Raw genomic sequence first — 23,933 nt, forward strand, 5'->3', positions numbered from 1 at the left:
CAAGTGATCGAGCAGATTTCTGCGGAGCTCAACGACGCGGCGCGCAGCATCGATGCCGTCAGCAAGCAATCGGACGTCATCGGGCAGATTGTGCTGACCATTCGCGGCATTGCCGATCAGACCAACTTGCTGGCGTTGAATGCTGCGATCGAGGCGGCCCGTGCCGGTGAACATGGGCGGGGTTTCGCCGTGGTGGCGGACGAAGTGCGCAGCCTGGCCGCCCGGACCAGCAAGGCGACTCTGGAGATCGTCGACGTAGTGCGGCAGAACCATGACCTTTCGCTCACGGCTGTGGCCAGTATGCAATCGAGCCTGACGCGCACGGGACGAGGGGTTGCCCTGGCTAACGAGGCAGGTACCGTGATCATGGAGATCCAGCAGGGGTCGCGCCACGTGGTCGATGCAATCAGCCAGATCAATTCGACGTTGCAATTGCACTGAGCGCGTCGGACAGTTCGCGCTGCAGGGTTTGCAGGCTGGTTTCCAGTTGCAGGCACAGCGCCTCGGTGGGCACGCCCTGCGCCAAGGCTTGTTCGATCGCTTCGCAATCCTTGACCACGCCGCGCACCTTGACCATCTTGGCGCCGCCCTTGATACGGTGTACGACAGCGCGCACCGCATCACCGTCCGCTTCGCTACCCAGGCCGCGCAGCGCGGCGAGGTCTTCGCTGGCGCTTTGCGTAAGCTGCTGAAGCAGGCGCCGGACAAGCTGATCATCGTTCTGGGTCAGGTGGTGCAACTCGTCCAGGTTAAGGCCGCTTGCCTTCGGCTGTGGTGCAGTCGAAGTGGCCTGGCCTTGCGGCAAATGGGCTTTCAGGGCACTGAGCCCGACCGGTTTGAACAGGCAGTCGTCCATGCCGCTGGCCAGGCAACGTTCATGCTCTTGGGTCTGGGCGTTGGCGGTGACCCCAAGGATGGTGCAGGCAGGCAGGCCCCGTTCGTGCTCCTGCGCGCGAATGCTGCGTGCCAATTGATGGCCGTCCATGATCGGCATGCTGCAGTCGGTGATGATTAGGTCGAAGCGTTCAGCCTGCCAAAGGGCCAGGGCCGCTTGGCCATTTTCGGCCACCGTCACTCGATGGCCCAATGTATCGAGCTGCTTCTCCAGCAGCAGCAGGTTGGCCGGGTAGTCATCCACCACCAGAATGTTCAGAGGGCCGCTTTCAGCGCCTTGACCAAGTGCGGCGGGCTCTACCGGTGCGGGTGCTTCGCACGTTGGCAGTTGCAGCTTGACCGATACCTTGGTGCCTACGCCTTCGACGCTTTGCAGGTCAAGGGTACCGCCCATCAGGTTGGCAAGCGTGCGGCTGATCACCAGCCCCAGCCCGGCTCCCTGCCGCGCCCGTGGGCCATCAGCCTGGGCAAAGGCGCTGAACAGGCGAGCCTGGTCTGCCGAGCCAATGCCGATGCCGGTGTCGCGCACACACAACTGGATGTGCGCGCTGTTGCCGGCGGTTAGCCGCTCGACGGCCAGGCTTACGTGAACCTCCCCGCGGTCGGTGAATTTGATCGCATTGCTCAACAGGTTGGAGAAAATCTGCTTGATCCTCAGGGCGTCTGCCAACACCCAGGCGGGCCCTTCTGGTAGCAAGCAATGCAGGCTCAGCCCCTTGACCCGCGCATTGCCGTCAAAGACCCTCACGGTGCTGCGCACCAGTTCGACCAGGTCGGTGGCCTCAGGCTGCAGGGTCATGTGGCCAGATTCGATGCGGGAAATATCCAGGATGTCGCCAATCAAACCCAGCAAACCCACGGCCGAATCGTGCGCGGTCTGCAGGGCCTGAGCATCGCAGTGGCCTTTGCGGCTATCTTCCAGCGCGAGCTCGAGCAAGCCGATGACTGCGTTCATCGGGGTGCGGATCTCGTGGCTCATGGTCGCCAGGAACGTGCTTTTGGTATGGCTGGCCCGTTCGGCATCGTCCTTGGCTTGGCGCAACTGTTCGAGCAGGCCGCGGCTCAGGGTCAATTGCGCCTGTAACGCGCGTTGTGCCTCAGTACGCTGATTTATCAGCTTGCGCAGGTAACTGTTCCAGAACACCACGCCGGCCAGCAGCAGTGCAGAGAGCACCAGCACCTGCAATGCCAGTGTCCGGTAGTTGCGCCACGGGCTGTCGCTGACCACCGTGCTGATACGCCAGCGATTGATCAATTGGTCGAGTTCTTCGGGAGGAATGCTCAACAGGGCCTTGTCGAGAATGGCCTGCAACTGCGGCTGGTCAGGGGCCACGGCGAATGCCGCTGTCGCCGGGTCATCACCCAGCACAGTGGCTATGCGTAGCTGCTCTTTGAAGACATGGGTAATGTAGTACTTGGCGTTGATATGGCTACTGTAAGCGACGTCAGCGTTGCCGTTGGCAACGGCTTCCATCAAGCCCAGCGGGTTGTTCACTTCCACCACTACCGCCTTGGGGTGCTGGCGTTGCACTTCTGCTCGCAGGGGTGAGCCACGCAGCAGGGCGATACGTTGGCCTTCCAGAGTTCGTGACTGTGGCGGCCAGGGCGCCTGGCTGCGTGTGACCAGAACCCTCGGGCTGACCAGATAGGGGCGGGTGTAGCGCAGTTGCGTCTGGCGCTGCGCACCATAGCCCAGCGCCCCGATCATTTGCGCCTCGCCCCGTGCCACTTGCTCGATCATGGTCTGCACGGCGTTGCGCTCGATGAGCTTGAATGTCAGCCCGGTGCGCAGGGTGATCTGCTTGAGCAGGTCGATGGTAATCCCGCTGGGTTGCTGTTTGGCATCGTTGAAGGTCAGCGGCGCAAGTGCGGTGTCGACCAGCACGCTGACGGTGGGGTTCTGCTCTATCCACGCCTGTTCTTCAGCGGTAAGGGCTGACAGATGGCGTTCGAGCAACAGGCTGGTGTTGCCACTGGTCCAGCGGCGCAGGATGTTCAAACGCTCGCTTTCTGTGATTCTTGCCAGGGCCATGTCGATCAGCCGGCGCAGGCGCGGGTTGTCATCGGCGAGGGCGAAGGAAAAGGTGCCCGCTGGCCCACGGCAGAAATGGTCGATCTTCACCGTACCCTGGTAACTTTTGCCAATCAGAAAGTCAGTGCTGATGGCATCCCCGAGATAGGCGTCCACCTCGCCCGTTTCCACCGCCGCCAGCCCAGCCAGGGTCGAGCGATAGAGGCTCAACTGTGCGTTGGGGTAGAGCGCACGGACCGTTTCACTCGGCAGGTAGTGATCGACCATGCCCAGGCGCAGGTCTGTCAGGTCCATGTCGTTTTTAAGGGTGCGCCCTTCGCGGGTCACGATGACTGGCAAATCGTCTGCATAGGGCTGGCTCAGGCTCAACTGGGCATCGGCCGCTTCGAAACCGTTGGAGCTGCCCAGCAAATCGATTTTGCCGTCGCGCAAGGCTGCGATCGCGGCATGGCGGCTGGGAAAGCGCCTGACCTCGACCGGTATTCCCAGAAGTTCGGAGATGAGCCCGGCATAATCTGCGCTCAAGCCCTCATAGTCGGTCGGGCTGATATTGATCTCGAACGGTGCGTAATCGGGACGCGAGCTGCCCAGCAGCAGGACTTTGCGCTGCTGCAACCAGTGGCGGTCCTGGCTATCGAGTTGCAGTGGTGAAGCGGTGCTGACAGAACGCGCCAACAACTGCCGCGTTTCCACATCTGCCGGTGTGGCGAGCGCCGAGCCACCCATGCCAATGGCCAGCAAAAGTGCCAGCAGTACGCACCTCATGCCGATCATGCGCCTAGTTGACGTTGTTGCGTTTGGCCAGGTCGACCATTTCTACCAATGATTCTGTCTTGAGCTTGTCCATGATGCGCCCACGGTAAGTGCTGATGGTCTTGGCGCTGAGGTTCATGCAATGGCCTATGTTCTTGTTGTTCTCGCCACGGGCCAGGCGCCGAAGCACTTCCATCTCCCGATTCGACAGGCTGCTCAGGCGCCCTTGCTCGCTGTCCAGCGTGTTGCTGTTCACCGACATCTGCGGGAAGGTCGAGTACCCTTTGACCAGGGCTTTCATGGCAAAGACGACGGCATCGAGATCTTCATCTTTGGTTACGAAAGCGCCGATACCGGCGTCCAGGCAGCGGCGTACGTACAGTTCCGAGGCCTGCCCGGTCAGGACCATGATCCTGGGCGCGTGTTCAAGCTGCTGCAGGCGTTTGATGACTTCCATACCGTCGAGGCCGGGAAGCCCGATGTCCAGCACTACCACATCGGGGCGCAGGTTGCGTGCTACCTGTGCCACTTCGCTACCGTTGTCGACTTCACCCACAACTTTGAAGCGCTCGCGCTCAAGCAGCATGCGCAGCGCAAATCGAACGGTAGAGTGATCGTCAACGATCAGCACGGTTGTCATGATGCTAACTCCTGTCGGAATGTGGTCCGTTTCCTAAGGCTAATCAGGAATACGTCTGCAAGGTCTTTCTGCAGCGCAGCACGATACGTCCATTCCGGTTCCTTGGTAATGGCGAGTATAGATGTGTTGAGTAAGGGGGACGACTTTGTTGAAAAGTCCTACAAAATCGGCTGAGAACAAGCATCGCCGGGGTATGTTTCGACGATGCTTGGGGCTGCAGGTTACTCAGCCACAGCGGGCGTGGGGCTTGAGCACGCGCGCTGTGGCAGGCGGGTTGTTGCGCAAGGCGGTGCCGACCCGGGTGGGGCGTGCGACCAATTGGCCTGAGCAGTTGGGGCAGCGGCCCTGGAAGTGGGTTTGTGCACAGCGCTTGCAGAATGTGCATTCGAACGAGCAGATCAGCGCGTCAGGGCTGTCGCCCGGCAGATCGGCATTGCAGCATTCGCAATTGGGACGTAGTTCCAGCATGGGGGCGACTCCGGTCCGCGGGATGGAGCCTGGAGTCTGCTATGGCGGGGATCGGCTTGGCAATGTTCAACTGCCCTGGCGATAGAGGTGCGCATGCCCGGCACGGTACAGGGCTGATTCGGCGAACGGCGCATCACCCAGCACATGCCCGACGAGGATCAGCGCGGTGCGACGAAAACCCTTCGCGGCTACCTGCTCGACGATATCGTGGAGGGTGCCCCGTACCCAGTCCTGATCGGGCCAGGTGGCCCGATGCACCACGGCCACCGGGCAGTCTGCGCCGTAATAAGGAACAAGCTCATCGACGATTCGAGCCAGGTGTTTCACCCCGAGGTGGATCGCCAAGGTGCAGCCATGACGTGCCAGGTCGGCCAGTTGCTCGCCTGCCGGCATGGGCGAGCTGTCACCGTAGCGGGTCAGGATGACCGTCTGCGCCACCTCAGGCAGGGTCAGTTCGCAGCCCAGCAAAGCGGCACTGGCGGCGGTAGCGGTTACACCCGGAATGATCTGGTAGTCGATGCCCAGTTCGCGCAGGTGGCGGATCTGTTCGCCGATGGCACCATACAAGCTGGGATCGCCGCTGTGGACACGGGCGACATCCTGGCCCTGTTCATGGGCCGCGTGCATGGCCGCAACGATCTGCTCCAGGTGCAGTTCGGCGCTGTTTATCACGGTCTGGGCCTGGTGCCCTTCGAGCACGACAGCGGGCACCAGCGAGCCGGCGTAAATGATCACTGGGCACTGACGAATCAGGCGCTGCCCTTTGACCGTGATCAATTCCGGGTCGCCTGGGCCGGCGCCGATGAAGTAGACCGTCATGGAAAATCCTTGCAGGTGAATGGTGAAACAATTATCCGCCGCTGGCGAGGGCGAGGGTAGCGCCGTTAAGGGTTTGCCGCGTGATCACGAGCGCGGCGTTGCCACATTCATGATCGGCCAGGGCCAGGGCTGCGCTCTCCGCCACGCCCCAGCAACCGCTGTGGGCGAATGCTACCGCAGAGCGGTGGCTCAGTTGCGGCTCGTATGCCTGCAGTTGCGAGGGTGCGAACACCAAAAGGGGCAGGTTGTGACGTTCGGCGAGTTGTCGCAGGCCGGGTTCGTCCGCTTTCGCTGTGATGCTGGCGATGCCTCGCAGCGCCGCCAGCGTCAGCCCATGGCTGTGCAGTGCCTGGTATAGCAGTTCGTCGAGGGCCTCCACCGGGCAGCCCCGGCGGCAACCAAAGCCGGCGTAGAGCGCCGGCAGTGTGCATTGGCTTGCCATCAGGCCTGGCTGGAGCGGCGATACAACCAGGCGCTGAGCAGGCCCAGCGCCAACCAGAAGGCAGCGTTGGTTACCCACGACGCGATCTTGAATTGGGTTTCCAGCGCTTCTGGGGCCAGGCTTTGGTGAACGTCGGGTTGCGGAGCGCCGATCACGTGCGGGACTACCAGCAACACGGCGCCGCAGGCCTTGAGCAGCCAATGACGCGCGAACACCAGCAAAGCAAGCCCCAATGCGGTTGCGGCGGCCGTGCCAATCCACCAGCTCTGGCGCTGGCCGAGGTCTGCCGCGGCGGTGCCTGGTAGCTCTGGCGGCAGGCCCAAGGTGGGTGCCAGGCAGAACACGGCGAAGCCGGCCAAGCCCCACAATGCGCCGGTGGTGACGCGGTTGGGTTCGCGCAGGCTGTACAGCGCGGCAAGGATCAAGGCAAAGCCGACGGCTACGACCAGGTTGCCTCCGGTGGTGGAGAGGATGCGTTGCCAGCCGTCCTCCGGTGACCACGCCTCTGCACTGTGCTCGTGCGCCGCGGCGTGTTCATGCCCGGCGGTTGCCTGGCTATCGTGGTGGTGTTCGGCGGCGGGGGCTGCCGATTCATAGGTTTCTGCCTCAAGAATCAGCGGTGCGACCCAGAAGCTTTGCAGCAGGGTCAACAACAAGGCTGCGAGCAGGCCGCTGAAGCCTGCGGTGCGGGCGATGCGCTTGATCATGGGGCGGTCTCAGTGGCAAGGGAATGCGGCGCTGTGGCGGGTGTCGTGGGCGGCGTTGTGTACCGCCTCGATGTGTGAGAAGCCGGCAAAGTAGATCAGGCACAGGCCCAACAGGCTGGCAGCGGTGGCGATGACCACGCGCTGGCTGAGGATGACGGGGGTGGCGATACCGTGTTTGGCGCTGGTGATGGGCATGACGCGTTCCTCTGCTTTGTGGGGCATTGTGCTTATTGAGCAACAGGCAAGCGCGGCAGCCCCGGGCTTGGGTGGCCCAGAGAAATGCGACAGCGCCCGCCCACCGCGGGGTGTTCATGAACGCCAGGCCGGTCTCCGGGCTTGCGAGGAGGAGCAGGGCTCCTGGTAAAGCGTCACCTTCCCATGCCGGATGGCGTGGCACAGTGGTCTAGACGCTTCGCTCGCTTACCGTTGCGGGGGCAGCACCGGGATTGTCCGGCCCTGATCGAGGGCCTGCGACGCACCGGTTTCCCGTTTCACCCCCAAAGGGGGCACCTGAACGTAAGGTGCAAGGAGAGCACGGGGCAGGGTTTGCGTCAATCGCAGCCCTTATCGCATGCCACGATTTCCCTGCCGTTGCCGTTGCCGTTGCCGTTGCCGTTGCCGTTGCCGTTGCCGTTGCCGTTGCCGTTGCCGTTGCCGTTGCCGTTGCCGTTGCCGTTGCCGTTGCCTTGCTTTTGCTTTTGCTTTTGCTTTTGCTTTTGCTCTTGCCTTTGCTTTTCAGTGCGCGGTAGATCAGACGCTGCAGATTGCGACTTCAGGAGGCCGAACGGAGGTCTTGCGGAGGGAGGTGACGGGCATGGATGCCCGTCAAGCGCTTCGGCCCATGGATGGGCCGTGAGCGCGGTCCTCCCGGGAGCAAGGCCGGAGTGAGGGAACCCCGAAGCGAAGCGAAGGGGCCGGATGATGGGAGCGGGCGGTTTTTGGTTCCTTTTTGCCAAGACAAAAAGGGACCCGCCGTAAGGGCGGAAAGGTGATTCAGCGCCGCCCCGGCAAATGGATAATCACGCTAGCTGAAAGCCGCAAGCCGCAAGCCGCAAGCCGCAAGCCGCAAGCCGCAAGCCGCAAGCCGCAAGCCGCAAGCCACAAGCCACAAGCCACAAGCCACAAGCCACAAGCTCATGCTGGGGTTTTGATTCATCTGGGCATATCCATTTGCTATGGCGACGCTCACTCACCTTTCCGCCCTTACGGCGGGTCACTTTTTGGCAAACGCCCCAAAAAGTAACCAAAAAAGGCTGGCTCCTATCATCCGGCCCCTACGCTGCGCTTCGGGGTTCCCTCGCTCCGGCCTTGCTCCCGGGAGGACCGCGCTCACGGCCCATCCATGGGCCGAAGCGCTTGACGGGCATCCATGCCCGTCACCTCCCTCCGCAAGGCCTGCGCTCGGCCTCCTGAAGTCGCAATCTGCGGTGCCTGCACTTGCGCGCTAGAAGAGCAAGAGCAAGAGCAAGAGCAAGAGCAAGAGCAAGAGCAAGAGCAAGAGCAGGGGTTGGGGTTGGGCTTGGTTCATTGCGTAGGGGTGGGGACGGGCGCGTCAACAGTTGACCACCTGCCACCCCCCGCGTAGCCTTGCCGCTTCGAGGTTCTTCGGCCAGGCCGAAGCTAAGACGGGAACGCGGTACAAGCCGCGGCTGCCCCCGCAACTGTAAGCACCGGTAACGGATCGACACAGCCACTGCGCCTGAGCGCGGGAAGGCGTCATCCCGCCAGCCCCTTGATCGAAAGGGCCGCAACGGTGCAAGCCAGGAGACCTGCCTCGCAACGTTTTCGACTATCAACCGGGCGGGGTGATCCGGTGGCGAACGAGCCCGGCCGGTCCGACCGCGGCTTTCGTCCCGCATGCCCGCGCCATCCTGCCAAGGGCAACGCGACATGAAAACACTGGCCAAGCTCCCCGTCACCATCGTCACCGGCTTCCTCGGCTCGGGCAAGACCACCTTGCTCCGGCACATGCTCGACAACGCCCAAGGCCGCCGCATCGCAGTCATCGTCAACGAGTTCGGCGAACTCGGCATCGACGGCGAAATCCTCAAACAATGCAGCATCGGCTGCACCGAAGAAGAAGCCAGCGGCCGCGTCTACGAACTGGCCAACGGCTGCCTCTGCTGCACCGTTCAGGAAGAATTCTTCCCGGTCATGCGTGAACTGGTGGCGCGCCGTGGCGACCTCGACCATATCCTCATCGAAACCAGCGGTCTGGCACTGCCAAAGCCCCTTGTGCAAGCCTTCCAGTGGCCGGAAATCCGCAACGCCTGCACCGTCGACGCGGTGATTACCGTGGTCGACAGCCCGGCTGTCGCCGCCGGTACCTTCGCCGCCTACCCAGACCAGGTCGACGCCCAACGCAAACTCGACCCCAACCTGGACCACGAGTCGCCGCTGCACGAACTGTTCGCCGATCAACTGGCCAGTGCCGATCTGGTGGTACTGAACAAAGCCGACCTGATCGACGCCGAAGGCCTGGCGAAAGTCCGCGCTGAAGTGGCCGAAGAATTGCCGCCCGCGGTCAAGGTAGTCGAGGCCAGCAGCGGCCGCCTGCCGCTGAACGTGCTGCTGGGCGTCGGCGCAGAGTCCGAAGCGCACATCGATGGCCGCCGCACCCACCATGATTCGCATCACGACGGCGAAGACCACGACGATCACGACCATGATGCCTTCGACTCCATCTCCATCGACTTGCCGGAGGCCGACGAAGCGCTGCTGCTCGACGCCCTGACCCAACTGGTGGTGGAATTCGGCATCCTCCGTGCCAAAGGCTTCGCAGCCATTCCTGGCAAGCCCATGCGCCTGCTGGTGCAGGGCGTAGGTACCCGTTTCGACAAGCACTTCGACCGCGCCTGGCGTGCCGATGAGCCGCGCGTCACCCGCCTGGTGCTGATCGGCCAAGACCTTGACGCCGCACAGCTGGAAGCACGTCTGCGCCAGGCACTGGGCGCCTGACCCATGCACTTGCTGCGGACCCAGCCCGGCGGTTTCGTGCCGGACGACAGCATCGCCGACCTCGGCCAGACACCCGCCGAGCTGGTGATTCTCTGCAGCGGCGACTCGCACTTGGCATTGCTCGCTGAAACCGCCGAGCAACTGCCGGACGACTACCCCAGCCTGCGCCTGGCCAACCCCATGCAGGTGCAGAACCATGCCTCCGTCGACCTTTATGTCGACCAGGTGCTGCGCCACGCCAAGGTGATCCTGGTGTCGCTGCACGGTGGGGTGGGCTACTGGCGCTATGGTGTGCAACAGCTGGTCGAACTGGCTTCGCGCGGGGTGCAGTTGATCCTGGTGCCCGGTGACGACCGCCCCGACCCGGAGCTGACCGGGCTTGGCAGCATCACCGGGGAGCCAGCCGAGCACCTTTGGCATTACCTGCGCCAAGGGGGCAAGGCCAATGCCATCAACCTGTTCAAGTACCTGGCCAGCCAGTGGCTGGGCCGCGATTACAGCTGGGATGCACCGCAACCGTTGCCACGCACGTCGGTGTATCACCCCGGCACCCCCACTGCGACCCTCAAGGACTGGTTCGGCCAGTGGCACCCGGAGCACCCGGTAGCACCACTGCTGTTCTACCGCTCGCACCTGCAGGCCGCCAATACCGCCTTCATCGACGTGTTTTGCCAGCGCCTGCAGGCGGCGGGCCTCAATCCGTTGCCGATCGCCGTTGCCAGCCTCAAGGAAAGCGCCTGCCTGGAGCAGGTCGAAAACTGGCTGGACGAAGTGGGGGCCGAGGTCCTGATCAATACCACGGGCTTTGCCATGTCCAGCCCGGAGCGTCCCAACCTGCGGCCGTTTCGCCGTGACATTGCGGTGCTGCAGGCGATTTGCGCGCAGGACAACCAACCCGGTTGGGAAGCCAGCGAGCAGGGCCTGGGCGCTCGCGACCTGGCCATGCACATTGCCTTGCCCGAGCTGGACGGGCGCATCATCACGCGGCCGGTGAGCTTCAAGGACATGGCCTGGCGCAGTGAGCGCAGCCAGTCTGATGTGGTGTGCTACCGCGCCCATCCAGAGCGGATGGATTTTGTCGCCGAGCTGGCCAGGCGCTGGGTGGAGCTGGCGCGCCTGCCCAATGGGCAAAAGCGCGTTGCGCTGGTGCTGGCCAACTACCCGACCCGAGACGGGCGCATCGGAAATGGCGTTGGCCTCGATACCCCCGCAGCGGCGCTCAACATTCTCAAGGCGCTGCAGGCTGAAGGCTACCCGCTGGGCGAACTGCCAGACAGCGGCACCCAACTGATTCACCAGCTGCTCGGCGGCGTCACCAATGACCTCGATCACCTCGACCAGCGCCCCTGCACCCAGAGCCTGAGCCTGGCGGATTATCAGGCTGCTTTCGAGCGCCTGCCCGAAGCCAACCGCCAGGCCGTGCTGGAACGCTGGGGGGCGCCGGAGCAAGACCCGATGTACCGCAGCGGTCGCCTGATGGTGGCCGGGCTGCGCTATGGCCTGACGTTCGTCGGCATCCAGCCGGCCCGCGGTTACCAGGTCGACCCCAGTGCCGTATACCACGACCCGGATCTGGTTCCGCCGCATGGCTACATGGCATTCCATTTCTGGCTGCGCCACGCCTTCGCCGCCGATGCGGTCATCCATGTGGGCAAACATGGCAATCTGGAGTGGCTGCCCGGCAAAGGTGTCGGCCTGTCCGATCAGTGCTGGCCGGATGCACTGCTTGGCCCGCTGCCGAACATCTACCCGTTTATCGTCAACGACCCAGGCGAGGGCGCTCAGGCCAAGCGTCGCACGCAGGCTGTGATCATCGACCACCTGATGCCACCGTTGACCCGAGCCGAAACCTACGGCCCGTTGCGACATCTTGAACAGCTGGCAGACGAGTTCTACGAAGCGCAGATGCTCGACCCCCGCCGCGCCCGTGAACTGCAGCGCGATATTCTTGAGCTGGTCAAGGCCAACCACATCGACCGCGAGCTGCAACTGGAAGGGCAGCTGGACGACGCTGCCGTGTGGCTGCCACGCCTGGATACCTACCTGTGCGACCTCAAGGAGTCACAGATCCGTGATGGCTTGCACGTGTTCGGCCAGTCGCCGCAAGCACGGCTGCGGATCGACACCCTGCTGGCTTTGCTGCGCGTCGAGCGCGGTGATGGTCGGGGTGGTAACGCCAGTTTGCTGCGTACACTCGCCAAGGCTTTGGCGCTGGGCTTCGACCCGTTGGACTGTGACCTTGGGCAAAACTGGGCGGGGCCGCGTCCGGCGCTATTGCAGGGGGTGAGCGACGCGCTGTGGCGTACCTGTGGCGACACCCGGGAACGCCTTGAACTGCTGGCACTGCAGGTGATCGAGCACGCTTTGGGCGGTACGCTGCAATTGCCCGACGAGGCGCAGTGGCAGCCGGTCCATCAGGTGGTACAGGCATTACAGGAGCAGGTAGCTCCAGACCTGGACGCCTGCGGGGCGGCCGAGATCAATGGCCTGCTCGCCGCCTTGGCGGGGCGCTTCGTGCCCGCTGGCCCCAGCGGAGCCCCTAGCCGCGGCCGCCTGGATGTGCTGCCCACGGGGCGTAACTTCTACACCGTGGACATACGCAACCTGCCCACCACCACTGCCTGGCGCCTGGGTTTCGCCTCAGCGAATCTGATCCTCGAACGGCATTTGCAGGACCACGGCGACCACCTGCGCCAGCTTGGCCTTTCGGTATGGGGCACGGCGACCATGCGCACCGGCGGTGACGACATTGCCCAGGCCATGGCGCTGATGGGCGTGCGCCCGGTGTGGGCCAGCGGTAGCCAGCGTGTCGATGATTTCGAGATCCTGCCGTTGAGCCTGCTCGATCGCCCTCGGGTGGACGTGACCTTGCGCGTCTCGGGGTTCTTCCGCGACGCCTTCGGCAACCTGATCCGCCTGTTCGATGCGGCGGTGCAGGCGGTAGCCGCACTGGACGAACCGCAAGACCTCAACCCCCTGGCGGCGCGGGTGCGTGCCGAGCGCGCGGCATTGCAGGCCGAGGGCGTTGAGGCCGAACAGGCTGCACGCCAGGCCGGTTGGCGGGTATTCGGCGCCAAGCCCGGCGCCTACGGGGCCGGGGTGCAGAATGCAATCGATGGCCGCCTCTGGCATAGCCGGGAGGATCTGGCCGAGGTGTACCTCAACCATGGCGGCTACGCGTACGGTGGCAGTGACGAAGGAACCCCGGCGCGTGCCCAGTTCGCCAGGCGGCTGGGCCAGGTTCAGGCGGTGCTGCAGAACCAGGACAACCATGAGCATGACCTGCTCGATTCCAACGACTATTACCAGTTCCAAGGTGGCATGCTGGCGGCGTCGGAAACCTTGTCCGCTGCGGGGGTCGCCAGTTACCACGGCGACCACAGCCAGCTCGACCGGCCGCGCATCCGTACCCTCAAAGAGGAACTGAACAGGGTCATTCGCGCCCGTGCCCTCAACCCCAAATGGATCGACGGGGCCAAGCGCCATGGCTACAAGGGCGCCTTCGAGCTGGCGGCGACGGTCGACAACCTGTTCGCCTTCGATGCCACCACGCACCTGATCGATGACCATCATTATCAGTCGCTGGCCGATGCCTATGTGCTCGACCCGGCGACCCGCGACTTCATGCGTGAGCATAACCCCGAGGCTTTGCGAGACCTCACCGAGCGTTTGCTGGAGGCCCAGCAGCGCGGGCTCTGGGAAGCACCTGGTGACTACCGCGAAGCCCTCGAGGAGCAGTTGCTCGACGGCGAGGAACAAGCTTGAAATGAATGAGCCCGTACAATTTCCCTTGGCGGCGGTGGTCGGTGCAGACGACCTGAAGCTGGCGCTGTGCCTGACCGCAATCGACCCGAAGATCGGTGGTGTGCTGATCGAGGGCCCGCGTGGCATGGCCAAAAGTACCCTGGCCCGCGGCTTGGCCGACCTGCTCGGTGAGGGGCCGTTTGTCACCCTGCCACTGGGCGCCAGCGAAGAACGGCTGGTCGGCACGCTCGACCTCGATGCAGCACTGGGGCAGGGCAAGGCGCAATTTTCGCCCGGGGTGCTGGCCCAGGCTGATGGCGGCGTGCTGTACGTCGATGAGGTCAACCTGCTACCCGACACCTTGGTCGATCTTCTGCTCGATGTGGCTGCCAGCGGCACCAACCGTATAGAACGTGACGGTATTTCCCACCGCCACAGTGCCCGTTTCGTTCTGATCGGCACCATGAATCCCGAAGAAGGCGAGTTGCGTCCGCAGTTGCTTGACCGTTTTGGCCTGAACGTGGTGCTGGACGGACTGCCAGAGCCGCAAGCGCGCCAGCAGATCATTCGTCGCCGCTTGGCATTCGACAGCGACCCGCTGGCGTTCTGTGAACAGTGGGCCGCTGCCCAGGCGCAATTGCGGGCGCGCTGCCAGGTGGCGCGCCAAGGCCTTGCTGCGATCGCGCTGGACGACCGCGCCTTGGGTTGGATTACCGAGCGTTGCTTCGCCGCGGGGGTCGATGGCATGCGAGCCGACCTGGTGTGGCTACGTGCCGCCCGCGCCCACTGTGCCTGGCGCGGCGCGGGGGCGATCGAAGAGATCGATATCCAAGCAGTAGCAGAATTTGCGCTGCGCCATCGACGCAAAGTACCGCCTGAGGTTGCTCCTCCCTCCGCGCCCCCACAGGCAGGTGGGCGCGATGGAGATAGCCAGAGCGGGCAGGGTGACTGGGGCGCGCTGCCTGCGCAGCCCGTGGCCAGCGGCGCCCGGCGCGAGGTACCGAACTGGGCAAAAAAGCCCTGAGCATCCGCCCGTCAGGCACCAACGTGACGGATGCCTTACCCCGGGTCGGAAAACTCAGTGGTGCCAGCCGTGGTCGCGTGCGGGGTGGGGGAAAAGGCCGGGTTGCCTGGCTTTCGACGTTGCTCAAGGGGCGCCCACGCCTGCCCGAGGACCTTTGCTGGCAACAGCGCCAGGGCCGTGCTGCCGAGCTGTGGCTGGTGATCGTCGATGCGTCGGCCTCGACCCGCCGGCATCAGGCACTGGCCCAGAGTAAAGGGCTGCTGGCAGAGTTGTTCGATCAGGCTTATCGCCAGCGCGCCCGGCTAGCCTTGCTCACAGCCAGTGGCGGTGCACCGCAGTGGCAGCGCCACGGCCTGAAAGCCTCAGCGTCGCTGCAACCTTGGTTAAACGCGTTGGGTGCTGGCGGCGGTACACCGTTGGTTGCAGCCCTGGAGCAAGGCAGACGCTGGTTGCACGCACGGCAAAAAGCCCATCCGCAAGAGCAGCAGCGCTGCCTGGTGTTCACCGATGGACGTCTGCAGCGCTCGAATGATCTACAGCCGATGCCCTGCGCCACGCTGTTGGTCGACATGGAAATGGCGCCGGTTCGTCTGGGGCGTGCACGGCAGATAGCCACGCAATTACAAGCGGACTATCAGCATATCGAGCACTTCAGGCTCAAACAGTGATGAACTGCGCGAGGGCGGAGTGACACTTTGTCGCAGTTATAAAAGTTGCCTGACTGGCACTGGAAAAGTTGCCCAAGTGCGTGCCAAGCACGCACTTGCAGGCGAACGCTGATATTACTTCGGCATCGACCAGGGTTGCAGAGCATAACCTTTCTGGCACAGTTCGGCGCGCACTTCCTCGATGAGGCTGGCCCACTGGGCCGGGTCGGAATAGGTTCGCGAAGACACTTGCTTGCTGCCGATACGGGTGCTGGTCCGGTCGATCACTGCCAGGCTCAGCTCACCAGTACCATTGGGTGCATCCCAGGCGACGCACTGGAAGGGTTCGAAGGCGTGGTCGGCGATCAGCAGTGCTTCGTTGACACGGAGCGGGGCATTCATGGTTCGGTCTCTCTATGGTCCCAAACATCGAAATTCAAGTCCGCTTAACTGCACCATCGCTCAGGTAGTGGCGATTTGCAGCGCGGGGTTACTTGTACTGATGCTCCAAGTTAGGGGTGAAGTCACACAGTGGCTGTAAATTTTTTACGGCCCACACGTTTTTTGTTTCCTGCGCCGGCTGTGACGCCATTTATTATGAAAAATTCCCGAGCGCGCAAAAACCGTCGGAAATGGGCGGACAGACGGTAGTGGGCAGCGTCAAGTTCGTTGCTACTGTTAAATGGGCGCCGCAACTTACTGTTTTCTCGTAAAAAACCATAATCTGGCGCCAAGGAACGGTCATGCACGAAACCGCATCCCTTCGTCGCTTGCTTATCGTCGACCCCTGCGACGCTTGCCACCGCTTGCTGCCAGGCCTTGAGAGCGCCGGCTGGGATGTGCACAGTTGTAGCCTTGACCTGGCGCTGGAGCACCGTTGCGATATCGGCGTGTTGCGCTTGCAGGATTCGCATTTGCGACACCCCGATGCGGTCAAGGACATGATCAAGCGCAGCAACACCGAGTGGATCGCGGTACTCGACGCCGACCAGCTGCGAATGCAGAACGTGGGTGACTTCGTTTGCGAGTGGTTCTTCGACTTCCATACCTTGCCGTTCGATGTCTCACGGGTGCTGGTGACCTTGGGACGCGCGTTCGGCATGGCGCGCTTGCGCGGCAAGGGGGCGGTGCCGATCGATGGCCTCAAGGACGAGTTGCTCGGCGACAGCCGGCCGATTCTTGAATTGCGCAAACTGCTGGGCAAGCTGGCACCCACCGAATCACCCGTGCTGATTCGCGGGGAAAGCGGTACCGGCAAGGAACTGGTCGCGCGCACCCTGCATCGCCAGTCGCAGCGCTGCGACATGCCGTTCATCGCCATCAATTGCGGTGCTATACCCGAGCACCTGATCCAGTCGGAGCTGTTCGGGCATGAGAAAGGCGCTTTTACAGGCGCCCATCAGCGTAAGGTCGGGCGTATCGAAGCGGCCCATGGTGGCACCTTGTTTCTCGACGAAATTGGTGACTTGCCGTTGGAGTTACAAGCCAATCTACTGCGATTTCTGCAGGAAAAGCATATCGAACGGGTAGGTGGAAGCCAGCCGATCCCGGTCGATGTGCGGGTGCTCGCGGCCACGCACGTGGACCTGGAGCGTGCCATCGAACAAGGCCGCTTTCGCGAGGACCTGTACTACCGGCTCAATGTCCTGCAGGTGGTGACCGCGCCTTTGCGAGACCGGCATGGTGACCTTTCGATGCTGGCTAACCATTTTTCTCATTTCTACAGCCTGGAAACAGGCCGCAGGCCCCGCACATTCAGTGATCACGCGTTGGCTGCGATGGGCCGCCATCATTGGCCGGGCAATGTACGGGAGCTGGCCAACCGGGTGCGTCGTGGGCTGGTGCTGGCAGAAGGGCGCCAGATCGAGCCCCAAGACCTGGGCCTGCATGTGGTGGAACAGGAAGACCTGCCGCTGGGTACCCTGGAAGACTACAAGCATCGGGCAGAACGTCAGGCGTTGTGTGATGTGCTCAACAGGCACAGCAACAACTTGAGCTTTGCCGCGAAGGTGCTCGGGATATCGCGGCCTACGTTCTACCGCCTGTTGCACAAGCATCAGATTCGCTGAACCTGTCCCAGCGGCGCCTGACCCCAGAGCCAATCAGCTCGACTGAGCGATATGCGCGTCCGGACCTTCTTCGACCGTTTCATCTTCCCCTGGCAGCGCGGTGATCACGCTGAAATCGCTGACTTCGACTTCCCCTGCGCCGTACCCCAACAGGTGAAACGAGAACGCCTTGCGCTGCGTGGGGTTGTCGAAGCCGAACTCCATCTCCAGCGGTTCAGCGGCAGTCACGCGAATTTCCTCGGGCAGGCCCAGTGGCACATCTTGTTCCCGTTCCTTGGCCTTGAGCCGAATGTAGGCTGCATGCCGTGGGTCGAGTGCACGTACCTTCACCTTCACCCGCGTGCGTGACCCCCCCGGCATCTCCAGGTACTGGGCGCCAATCAGGTTATCGGCCCAGTCATCATGAATTCGCGCCTGCAGCTGGATGGGCGAGGGCCCACCGAACTGATAGCGCAGGTTGAGCGGCGTTTGCAGCAAGGACTGATCGAGCACGCCGACGAGGGCGCCGAGTTGAGCGCCGAGTCGGCTGTCGCCAGCGCCAAGGTATTTGGCCTTTTCGGCGATGAAGCCCTCGCTGGCGTAGCGGCGGCAGCGCTGCTGGAAGTCGCATTCGGTGAACACGCCCTGGCCATCGTGGTAGCGCAACATCGCGTTGGTGTAGGAAATCATCTCGCGGCCGGTATCGTAATCGCGATAAAGCGAGCGGCCGCCCAGGGCGGCGGGAATTGGCAAGGCGAAATAATCGAGCAAGGACGTCGCCAGGTCGATATGCCCATAGGTGCCCTGTTTGATGTGAGGCAGCTGCGCCTGCTCCGGAGCCAATGTCAGGTTGAAGCCCCAAGCGGAGGCAAGCCGCACCCCGTCGATACCGTGGGACTCGTCCGAGGTGACTACCACCAGGGTGTCTTCGAGCACGCCTTGGCGTTCGAGGTTGTCGAGGAAGGCACCGACTGCGTCATCCAGATAAGCCACCGCGGCCTGCTTGGCTGTGTCATGGCGCTTCAGGTACTCAGCGGGTGCCGAATAGGGTTGGTGGGTACCCACGGTCAGCAGGGTGAGCATCCAGGGACGGTCTTGTTGCCTGAGCTGGCCAACGTAGTCCAGCGCGCCCTCGAAGAACGCGCGGTCGTCCTTGCCCCAGGGGAATTGCAGGTAGTTCTCGTTGCTGAACCATTCCTGGCCGTGCACCGAGTCGAAACCGATGTGCGGCATGATGCGGTCTTTGGCCATGAAGCGCAGGCCAGCGCCTTGCAGGTAATGCGTGGTGAAGCCGGCCTGGCGCAGTTGGGCTGGCAGGCAAGCCTGATTACGCTGGTGCTGGGTGAGCAGTTCCATCCCCTTCGGGGTACCGTTGGCGAGCTTGTCGTAATCGCCGCAAAGCATCGCATACAGGCCACGAATGGTCTGGTGGGTGTGCAATACGTAGTCTGGCGTGTTCATCCCTCGCTCGGCCCAGCGGCTGAGGTTGGGCATCAGGTTTTCGTTGAAACGGCTGTGCAGAGCCTGACGGTTGGGCTGCAGGTAGGCCCCCGGAATGCCTTCGAGGGTGATCACCAGCAGGTTGCGGGCACGGCCGCTTGGCAGCTTCTGGCCGTGCAGGTCGGACTGGGTCAGGCCGGCACTGGGCAGGGGGGTAATTGGTTGCGCTTGCCCGGCCCAGCTCAGTGCCTCGCGCTGCAGCGTACCGACGCCACCGGACATGAGCTGGTGGGGAAGGTTGTACTGGCGCCACTGCTCGGCGTCGGACGGTAGCAGATGCTGAGCGCCCCAGTGCACACCAAACAGCGCCAACGGGATGGCCAGCGCCTTGAGCCCCAGCGGTGCGCCAGGCGTTGCACGGTTGCGCCAGGCAGTGCGCGCCCAAACCAGCAGGCCGGCGCCCATGGCCCAGGGTAGCCAGGCATGGGCAAGGCCACCGGCGGTGGAGTTTTCCATGAACTGTGCATCGAACAGGTAGCTCAGGTCGGCACTTGTTGGCAGCCGGCCCACTGCGCTGACCAGCTCCGCCGAAGCGATCCATGATGCAGCCCACGCCAGCAGCACCGGTGCTGCCAGCCACCCGGGCCTACGGTGCAACAGCAGCACCAGCAGGCTGCCCAAGGCAAGATCCGAAAGATAGCCCAGCGGGTTGGACCACCCCAACAGGGTACGCACAGCCAGGGGGATCACCAGTACCAGGGTCGCGAGGGCTACGAGCCGGGTATGCGGATGGCCGTGCAGGTTTTTCACGAAAACTTTCCTTGATTGCCGTTAAAGCGTCACAAATGTGTGAGCAATCATAGCAGGGCGGGGGCATCAAGGCGGCGTATTACGAGGTTTGTAACCAAAAGCCGGGCCCGCAGGGAGCCCGGTGAGTAGTGGCGTCAGAAGTAGTAAGGGAATTTCAGGCTGAAGGAAAAGTCCGGGGCGTCATCGGTCAGGCCGATGGCGAGGTTCGGGACGATGGTCAGGTTGTTGGAGGCTGCGAACGTCATGCCGATGTTGAAGTTCGCCGCGTTGTAGTCGCTGTTGGTGATCGACTGCCAGTCACCGCCGTCAGGTTTGATCTTGCTTTTTCTGGAAAACTGATCGGTGACCGAGAACGACATGCTCATCTTCTCGTTCAAGGCGAACGCGATGCCCCCGCCGATCTGCCAGGAATCCCCGAGTTTCACGTCACCAGGCACCTTGGTGTTGACCGTGGGGCTGATGTCGCTGAACGAGTCCTCCATGTTGTAGGTGTAGGACAGGCTGGCGAACAACACGGCTGGGTCGAAGGTCTTGACCAGCGAGATGCCGGGCGTGATTGCCCAGACGCCGTTGCCGGTTGGCAGGTCCTCCGGGACAGCCAGGTTGTCATTACCGGCAACCGGGATGAGTTTGATGCCGTAGGGGTCGTCGCCTGTGGGCGCCTTGATGCGCAAGGTGGCCACTGCGTCGGGCCAGTTCTCCGACTCATCCAGGAACTTGTAGGCCACGCCGACGTTGATGTCGCCCAGGGCCGGGTCGCGGGTAACGGTACCATCGGAGCTGACACCGGCAGCGCCACCTGCGCCGCCGGAAGAGTAGGTGGATTCGCGGTAGACGATGGGAACGTTGATGTCGAACTGCCAACGCTGATCGACGTTGTAGCGTGCCGTCAGGTCCAGCGTCCAGTTGTCTGCTTTGATGCGGTCGATGTTGATGTTGCCGAGGAAGATCGAATCGAGGGCGAGAAAGCCGTTGAGGGTCAAGGCGCGCGTGTCGTAGTGGGTGTAGGTCAGGCCGGTTTCGATACTGAACTTGCCGCCGCCAAAGAACCCGCTGGCTTCGTCATACAGGTTGGAGACACTTTGCGCAGGTTCCGAATCGTCCTGCAGCGATTGGCCATAGGAACTGCCGGTGGTCCCCGGTGCGCCCGATGCCACGGTTTGCCCGCCCTTGACGCCCTCTGCAGGGGACTTTGTCAGGCGCTTGGGCGCTGGCGCTCGCGGCGCTTCCTCCACCTGGCGCAGGCGTTGCTCGAGTACCATCAGTGCGTTCTGTTGGGCTTCGTAGCGCTCTTTGAGCGCCATCAGTTCCTGTTTGAGGGTTTCGACCTGTGGGTCGGTTGCCGCCTGTAGCAGAGTGGCCGGGGCCAAGGTTGTCAAACAAACGATAGCTCTGAACGTCAACAAACGGTGCATGGGTTAGCCGTCCCTTCTGACTACATACGATGAGACTGAGCGTAGATCAGTATCCGAGATTACGAAGGCCTTTGAGCTGATCAAGGTTGGGGGCCATCGATCCGGCTGTGGGCGCGTCACGCAGCACCACATTGAGCGACGTCAGGTTGCTGACCCGGTTGCTGCTTCCGAGCAGGGTAGTGTTCTGCATGAGGCCGCCTTGCCCCAGGCGCTGCAGGGTGTTGCCCTGGTTGTTGCCGGCGATGATGCTCAGCTGCACGCCGCGGCCACTGGAGGTAACGCTCAGCGACCCTGCGCCATTGGCGCCGACCAGCGTAGAGCCGGCAGCCAGGACCTGCCCTTGGGGCTGTGTCGTCGGCGCCTGGTTGGCCTTGGTGACGTTGATATCGACATTGTTATGGGCGGTGTTGTAATCGCCGGCAGCACGCACGACCTGGGTCACGCCTTCGGTGGTGTTCAGGCCGGCACCGCCGGTGACGGTACCGGTACCGGTGCTGCCCGACTGGGGTCTGCCTGTGCCTTTTTCATTGATCATCGATACATAGAACTGCGGTTTGATGGTCGACTGCTGGATCTGCATCGCCGAAGTTGCACCGATCACTTCACCGTTGGCGTTCTGCCAGGTGCTGGTCATGACGATGCCAAAGCTGACGATGCGCCCCGGCATTACGTAGCGCCCGCGCAGGTTGGCCAGTTCCTGGTCCTTCAACTCGATCGGTTTGAACGTTTCTGCCTGTGTCGCAAGGCTGGCGGCCATGCAAGTGGCGGCCAGCCAGATTGAGGTCTTCATGGGTTGCTCCCGGAGCGTCTTGCCCATTGTCGTTAGAAGAAGTCGCTTTGAATGAAGCCGAAGTCCATCAGCTCGGCGTCTTGCACCGGGGTGAAGTTGCTGACACGGTTCTTGGCGCTCAGCGGCAGCGGCGGATCGAGCAAGATGTTGCTCTTGTCGTACCCTTGGCCGATGACGGCGAAGATGATGCCGTTCCAGCCTTTGATGAAGTCATCGATCTTGAACCGCTTGTGCCCCAGTACCGGGTCGCCGATGTAGACCCAGCCCTTGTCGACTTTCTGCATCACTACGAAGTGCTTGTAGCCGCGGATGTCCATCAGCACGACCACCGGAATGCGGATACTGTGCAAGGTGTCCGGGGCTACCCGATAGCCGCGAGCACGCATGCCCAGGCTTTCTACGTAGCGCTTCATGTCGAGCATCGAGAAACCTTGGGTGCGGACCAGGTCCTGGTCAGCGTGTGCCAGCATGCCTTCTATGACGTGTTGTTCGTCGACGTCCAGCCAGTAGGCCTGGCGCAGGATCGTCGCCAGTGAGGCTGCACCGCAACTGAAGTCGGTTTTCTGCTGTACCAGGTCAGCGAACTTGCGCTCACGGATGCTCTGGATGGGTTTGTAGATCACCGCGCCACCCGGTAGCACGGACAATGGCATCTGGGCTGCTTCGCTTACACCGGCCATGCTCAGCAACATTGCCAAGGCGATCATGCGCATGTTCGATGCCCCCTGTTTTTCTTGTTAGAAAGAGGAGGCCCCCCGAAGGGGGCCTCCAGGCCGCAGTAGTTACATCGAGGTGTTGGAGATGGCCAGCGAGTTGCTTTGCTGGTTGCCCACACCTGCTGCCACGTTGACGCCCAGGTTGCCGCTGCCACCATTGACCGAACCACTCAGGGTAGCGGTGTTGGTCACAGGGTTGGCCCAGCCGGTCGGGGTCAGCACTTGGAACGACACGGTGTTGCTCAGTGCAAACTCGCTAGACTCGCTGAAGCTCTTCGAGATGCTGTCCGAAGATTCCGACGCTTTTTCGCCAGCTTTCTCGTAGGCCGAAGCGTTTGCTTTTTCCCATGCCGAGTCATGTGCCTTCTCGTAGGCGGTATCGCGAGACTTGTCATAGGACGAGTCACGGGTACGGTCATACGAGGAGTCATACGCCTTGTCGAAGGACGAGTTGTAGGACTTGTCGAACGCCGAGTTGCTGGCCGACTCGTGCGAGGTGTCGACAGATGCATCGAGCGAGGCATTGAGCGAGGCGTCGAACTCGGCGCTGCGAGAGCGCTCGAAGCGACCAAAGGTTTCAGACGAGGAGGCGCTGCCGTTGGCGCTTGCATCGAGCGATGCATTGAGCGAAGCGCTGGACGAAGCGCTGTGGTCCCGGCTGGCCGAACCACTGGCGTCCCAGCTGTTGGAGCCGTTGGCAGCCATGCTGTTGGTGCCACTGGCGCTGCTGCTGCTGGAGCCGCTGGCGCTCATGCTGCTCGAGCCGCTAGAGCTGCTGCTCTTCGAACCGCTGGCGCTGCTGCTGTTGGAGCCAGCAACGCTGAAGCTCGAGCTGGAGCTCTTGTCGACGCTCGCATCGAACGAGCCGCTACGCGAGGACGACCCGCTCTTGCTGGTGGTGAAGGTCAATGTGTCGACGGTATAGGTACGGTCGGCGCGGTTGTTGACTACCAGGCCAGGGCCGCTCTGATCGGCCGAAGCGGTGGCGCTCGAGTTACCGATACCTGCGGCATTGTTGGCGATTGCCATGGTATTTTTCTGCTGGTTCAGGTCGCCACCAGCCACGTTGATACCAATGTTGCCGCTGCTGCCATCAGCTGAGCCGCTCATGACGGCCGAGCTTTGGGTCGACCAGTTGTTGACGGTGTTGTTGTTGCTGCGCTGAATTACATCGGCGGAGGCGGTGGCGGTGCCGAAGACGAAGCTGTTGTCGATGTCGGCGTTATCGGACGAGGTGTTGGCAATGGCCGCGGCGTTGTCCTGCTGGTTGCCGTTACCGGCCGCCACGTTGACGCCGACGTTGCCACTGGCACCCGCGCCGGAGCTGCTCATTTCGGCTTCGTTGATGGTGCCTTCGTTGCGGATGGAGTTACCCGTGCTCCGTTGGGAATCAGTCGCTGTGGCACTGGCGTTGGTATAAACCGCCCTGTCCATTTGCTGGTGATTGTTGTTGTTATTGTGGCCGTGGCCACCGCGTCTATCATTCTGATCCGCTTGTGCAGCAACAGCCATGACCGCAGCAATTGCGAAAACCAGAGGCTTGATTGCCATCGAGGGTTTCATGGTGTTTCTCCGTCTTTTAGGTT

The 23,933-nt window shown here is 62.5% G+C and carries 19 protein-coding genes, 1 pseudogene and 2 riboswitches; of the genes and pseudogenes, 6 read left to right on the forward strand and 14 right to left on the reverse strand.

Annotated features, from left to right (window positions below):
• Positions 1 to 9: 9 nt before the first annotated feature.
• Positions 10 to 441: pseudogene (locus ACIPZC_RS20080) on the forward strand (methyl-accepting chemotaxis protein); the annotation flags it as partial.
• On the opposite strand, the gene ACIPZC_RS20085 reads toward ACIPZC_RS20080, so the two are convergent.
• The 8 genes from ACIPZC_RS20085 to ACIPZC_RS20120 all read right to left on the reverse strand — a co-directional run bounded on the left by ACIPZC_RS20085 (position 416) and on the right by ACIPZC_RS20120 (position 7,711).
• Complete coding sequence (locus ACIPZC_RS20085; RefSeq protein WP_400629046.1) at positions 416 to 3,691, reverse strand: transporter substrate-binding domain-containing protein; 3,276 nt, start codon at positions 3,689 to 3,691, stop codon at positions 416 to 418. The pseudogene ACIPZC_RS20080 and the gene ACIPZC_RS20085 overlap by 26 nt on opposite strands.
• Before the next feature lie 13 nt (positions 3,692 to 3,704).
• On the reverse strand, positions 3,705 to 4,319 hold the full coding sequence (locus tag ACIPZC_RS20090; RefSeq protein ID WP_241803542.1) for a response regulator transcription factor: 615 nt from the start codon (positions 4,317 to 4,319) through the stop codon (positions 3,705 to 3,707).
• Between the two features lie 225 nt (positions 4,320 to 4,544).
• Positions 4,545 to 4,787: a DUF1272 domain-containing protein gene (locus ACIPZC_RS20095; RefSeq protein ID WP_400629048.1), complete on the reverse strand. Its 243-nt coding sequence runs from the start codon at positions 4,785 to 4,787 to the stop codon at positions 4,545 to 4,547.
• Between the two features lie 66 nt (positions 4,788 to 4,853).
• Entirely contained in the window at positions 4,854 to 5,606 is a 753-nt protein-coding gene (cobM, locus tag ACIPZC_RS20100) for a precorrin-4 C(11)-methyltransferase (RefSeq protein ID WP_400629050.1), read from the reverse strand.
• A 31-nt stretch (positions 5,607 to 5,637) separates the two neighbouring features.
• On the reverse strand, positions 5,638 to 6,030 hold the full coding sequence (locus ACIPZC_RS20105) for a cobalamin biosynthesis protein (RefSeq protein ID WP_400629155.1): 393 nt from the start codon (positions 6,028 to 6,030) through the stop codon (positions 5,638 to 5,640).
• A 17-nt stretch (positions 6,031 to 6,047) separates the two neighbouring features.
• Positions 6,048 to 6,755: a CbtA family protein gene (locus tag ACIPZC_RS20110; protein WP_400629052.1), complete on the reverse strand. Its 708-nt coding sequence runs from the start codon at positions 6,753 to 6,755 to the stop codon at positions 6,048 to 6,050.
• Positions 6,756 to 6,764: 9 nt separating this feature from the next.
• Positions 6,765 to 6,950: a CbtB-domain containing protein gene (locus tag ACIPZC_RS20115; RefSeq protein ID WP_400629054.1), complete on the reverse strand. Its 186-nt coding sequence runs from the start codon at positions 6,948 to 6,950 to the stop codon at positions 6,765 to 6,767.
• A 108-nt stretch (positions 6,951 to 7,058) separates the two neighbouring features.
• A riboswitch (cobalamin riboswitch) is annotated at positions 7,059 to 7,284 on the reverse strand.
• Positions 7,285 to 7,306: 22 nt separating this feature from the next.
• A complete protein-coding gene (locus tag ACIPZC_RS20120) occupies positions 7,307 to 7,711 on the reverse strand; it encodes a hypothetical protein (RefSeq protein WP_400629056.1) in 405 nt (134 codons plus the stop codon).
• Positions 7,712 to 8,336: 625 nt separating this feature from the next.
• A riboswitch (cobalamin riboswitch) is annotated at positions 8,337 to 8,547 on the forward strand.
• A gap of 98 nt (positions 8,548 to 8,645) precedes the next feature.
• Between ACIPZC_RS20120 and cobW the strand changes: the two genes are divergently transcribed.
• The 4 genes from cobW (at position 8,646) to ACIPZC_RS20140 (ending at position 15,149) form a co-directional block, all read left to right on the forward strand.
• On the forward strand, positions 8,646 to 9,713 hold the full coding sequence (gene cobW / locus ACIPZC_RS20125) for a cobalamin biosynthesis protein CobW (RefSeq protein WP_241803537.1): 1,068 nt from the start codon (positions 8,646 to 8,648) through the stop codon (positions 9,711 to 9,713).
• A 3-nt stretch (positions 9,714 to 9,716) separates the two neighbouring features.
• Positions 9,717 to 13,478, forward strand: a complete 3,762-nt coding sequence (gene cobN, locus ACIPZC_RS20130; protein WP_400629058.1) for a cobaltochelatase subunit CobN — start codon at positions 9,717 to 9,719, stop codon at positions 13,476 to 13,478.
• Position 13,479: 1 nt separating this feature from the next.
• Positions 13,480 to 14,481 (forward strand): ATP-binding protein, encoded by a 1,002-nt coding sequence (locus tag ACIPZC_RS20135; protein WP_400629060.1) that lies wholly within the window; start codon positions 13,480 to 13,482, stop codon positions 14,479 to 14,481.
• Positions 14,482 to 14,558: 77 nt separating this feature from the next.
• A complete protein-coding gene (locus ACIPZC_RS20140) occupies positions 14,559 to 15,149 on the forward strand; it encodes a VWA domain-containing protein (RefSeq protein WP_400629157.1) in 591 nt (196 codons plus the stop codon).
• Positions 15,150 to 15,263: 114 nt separating this feature from the next.
• Here ACIPZC_RS20140 and ACIPZC_RS20145 read toward each other — a convergent pair whose 3' ends face one another.
• Positions 15,264 to 15,530, reverse strand: a complete 267-nt coding sequence (locus ACIPZC_RS20145; protein WP_400629062.1) for a hypothetical protein — start codon at positions 15,528 to 15,530, stop codon at positions 15,264 to 15,266.
• A 341-nt stretch (positions 15,531 to 15,871) separates the two neighbouring features.
• On the opposite strand from ACIPZC_RS20145, the gene ACIPZC_RS20150 reads away from it, so the two are divergent.
• Positions 15,872 to 17,197, forward strand: coding sequence for a sigma-54 dependent transcriptional regulator (locus tag ACIPZC_RS20150; protein WP_241803532.1), 1,326 nt, complete (start codon positions 15,872 to 15,874; stop codon positions 17,195 to 17,197).
• 33 nt (positions 17,198 to 17,230) lie between these two features.
• On the opposite strand, the gene ACIPZC_RS20155 is transcribed toward ACIPZC_RS20150, so the two are convergent.
• From ACIPZC_RS20155 to ACIPZC_RS20175, 5 genes are all read right to left on the reverse strand, one after another.
• Positions 17,231 to 19,426, reverse strand: a complete 2,196-nt coding sequence (locus tag ACIPZC_RS20155) for an LTA synthase family protein (RefSeq protein ID WP_400629064.1) — start codon at positions 19,424 to 19,426, stop codon at positions 17,231 to 17,233.
• A 134-nt stretch (positions 19,427 to 19,560) separates the two neighbouring features.
• On the reverse strand, positions 19,561 to 20,841 hold the full coding sequence (locus ACIPZC_RS20160) for a hypothetical protein (protein WP_241803530.1): 1,281 nt from the start codon (positions 20,839 to 20,841) through the stop codon (positions 19,561 to 19,563).
• Between the two features lie 46 nt (positions 20,842 to 20,887).
• A complete protein-coding gene (locus tag ACIPZC_RS20165) occupies positions 20,888 to 21,631 on the reverse strand; it encodes a hypothetical protein (protein WP_400629066.1) in 744 nt (247 codons plus the stop codon).
• Between the two features lie 32 nt (positions 21,632 to 21,663).
• A complete protein-coding gene (locus ACIPZC_RS20170; protein ID WP_241803528.1) occupies positions 21,664 to 22,344 on the reverse strand; it encodes a C39 family peptidase in 681 nt (226 codons plus the stop codon).
• A 69-nt stretch (positions 22,345 to 22,413) separates the two neighbouring features.
• Positions 22,414 to 23,910 carry a heme utilization protein gene (locus ACIPZC_RS20175; RefSeq protein ID WP_400629068.1) on the reverse strand — a complete coding sequence of 499 codons (1,497 nt, stop codon included), beginning with the start codon at positions 23,908 to 23,910 and terminating at the stop codon, positions 22,414 to 22,416.
• Positions 23,911 to 23,933: the final 23 nt, after the last annotated feature.

It is taken from the genome of Pseudomonas sp. NPDC089743 (assembly GCF_044748785.1).
In the GTDB taxonomy this organism is placed as follows: Bacteria; Pseudomonadota; Gammaproteobacteria; order Pseudomonadales; family Pseudomonadaceae; genus Aquipseudomonas; species Aquipseudomonas putida_X.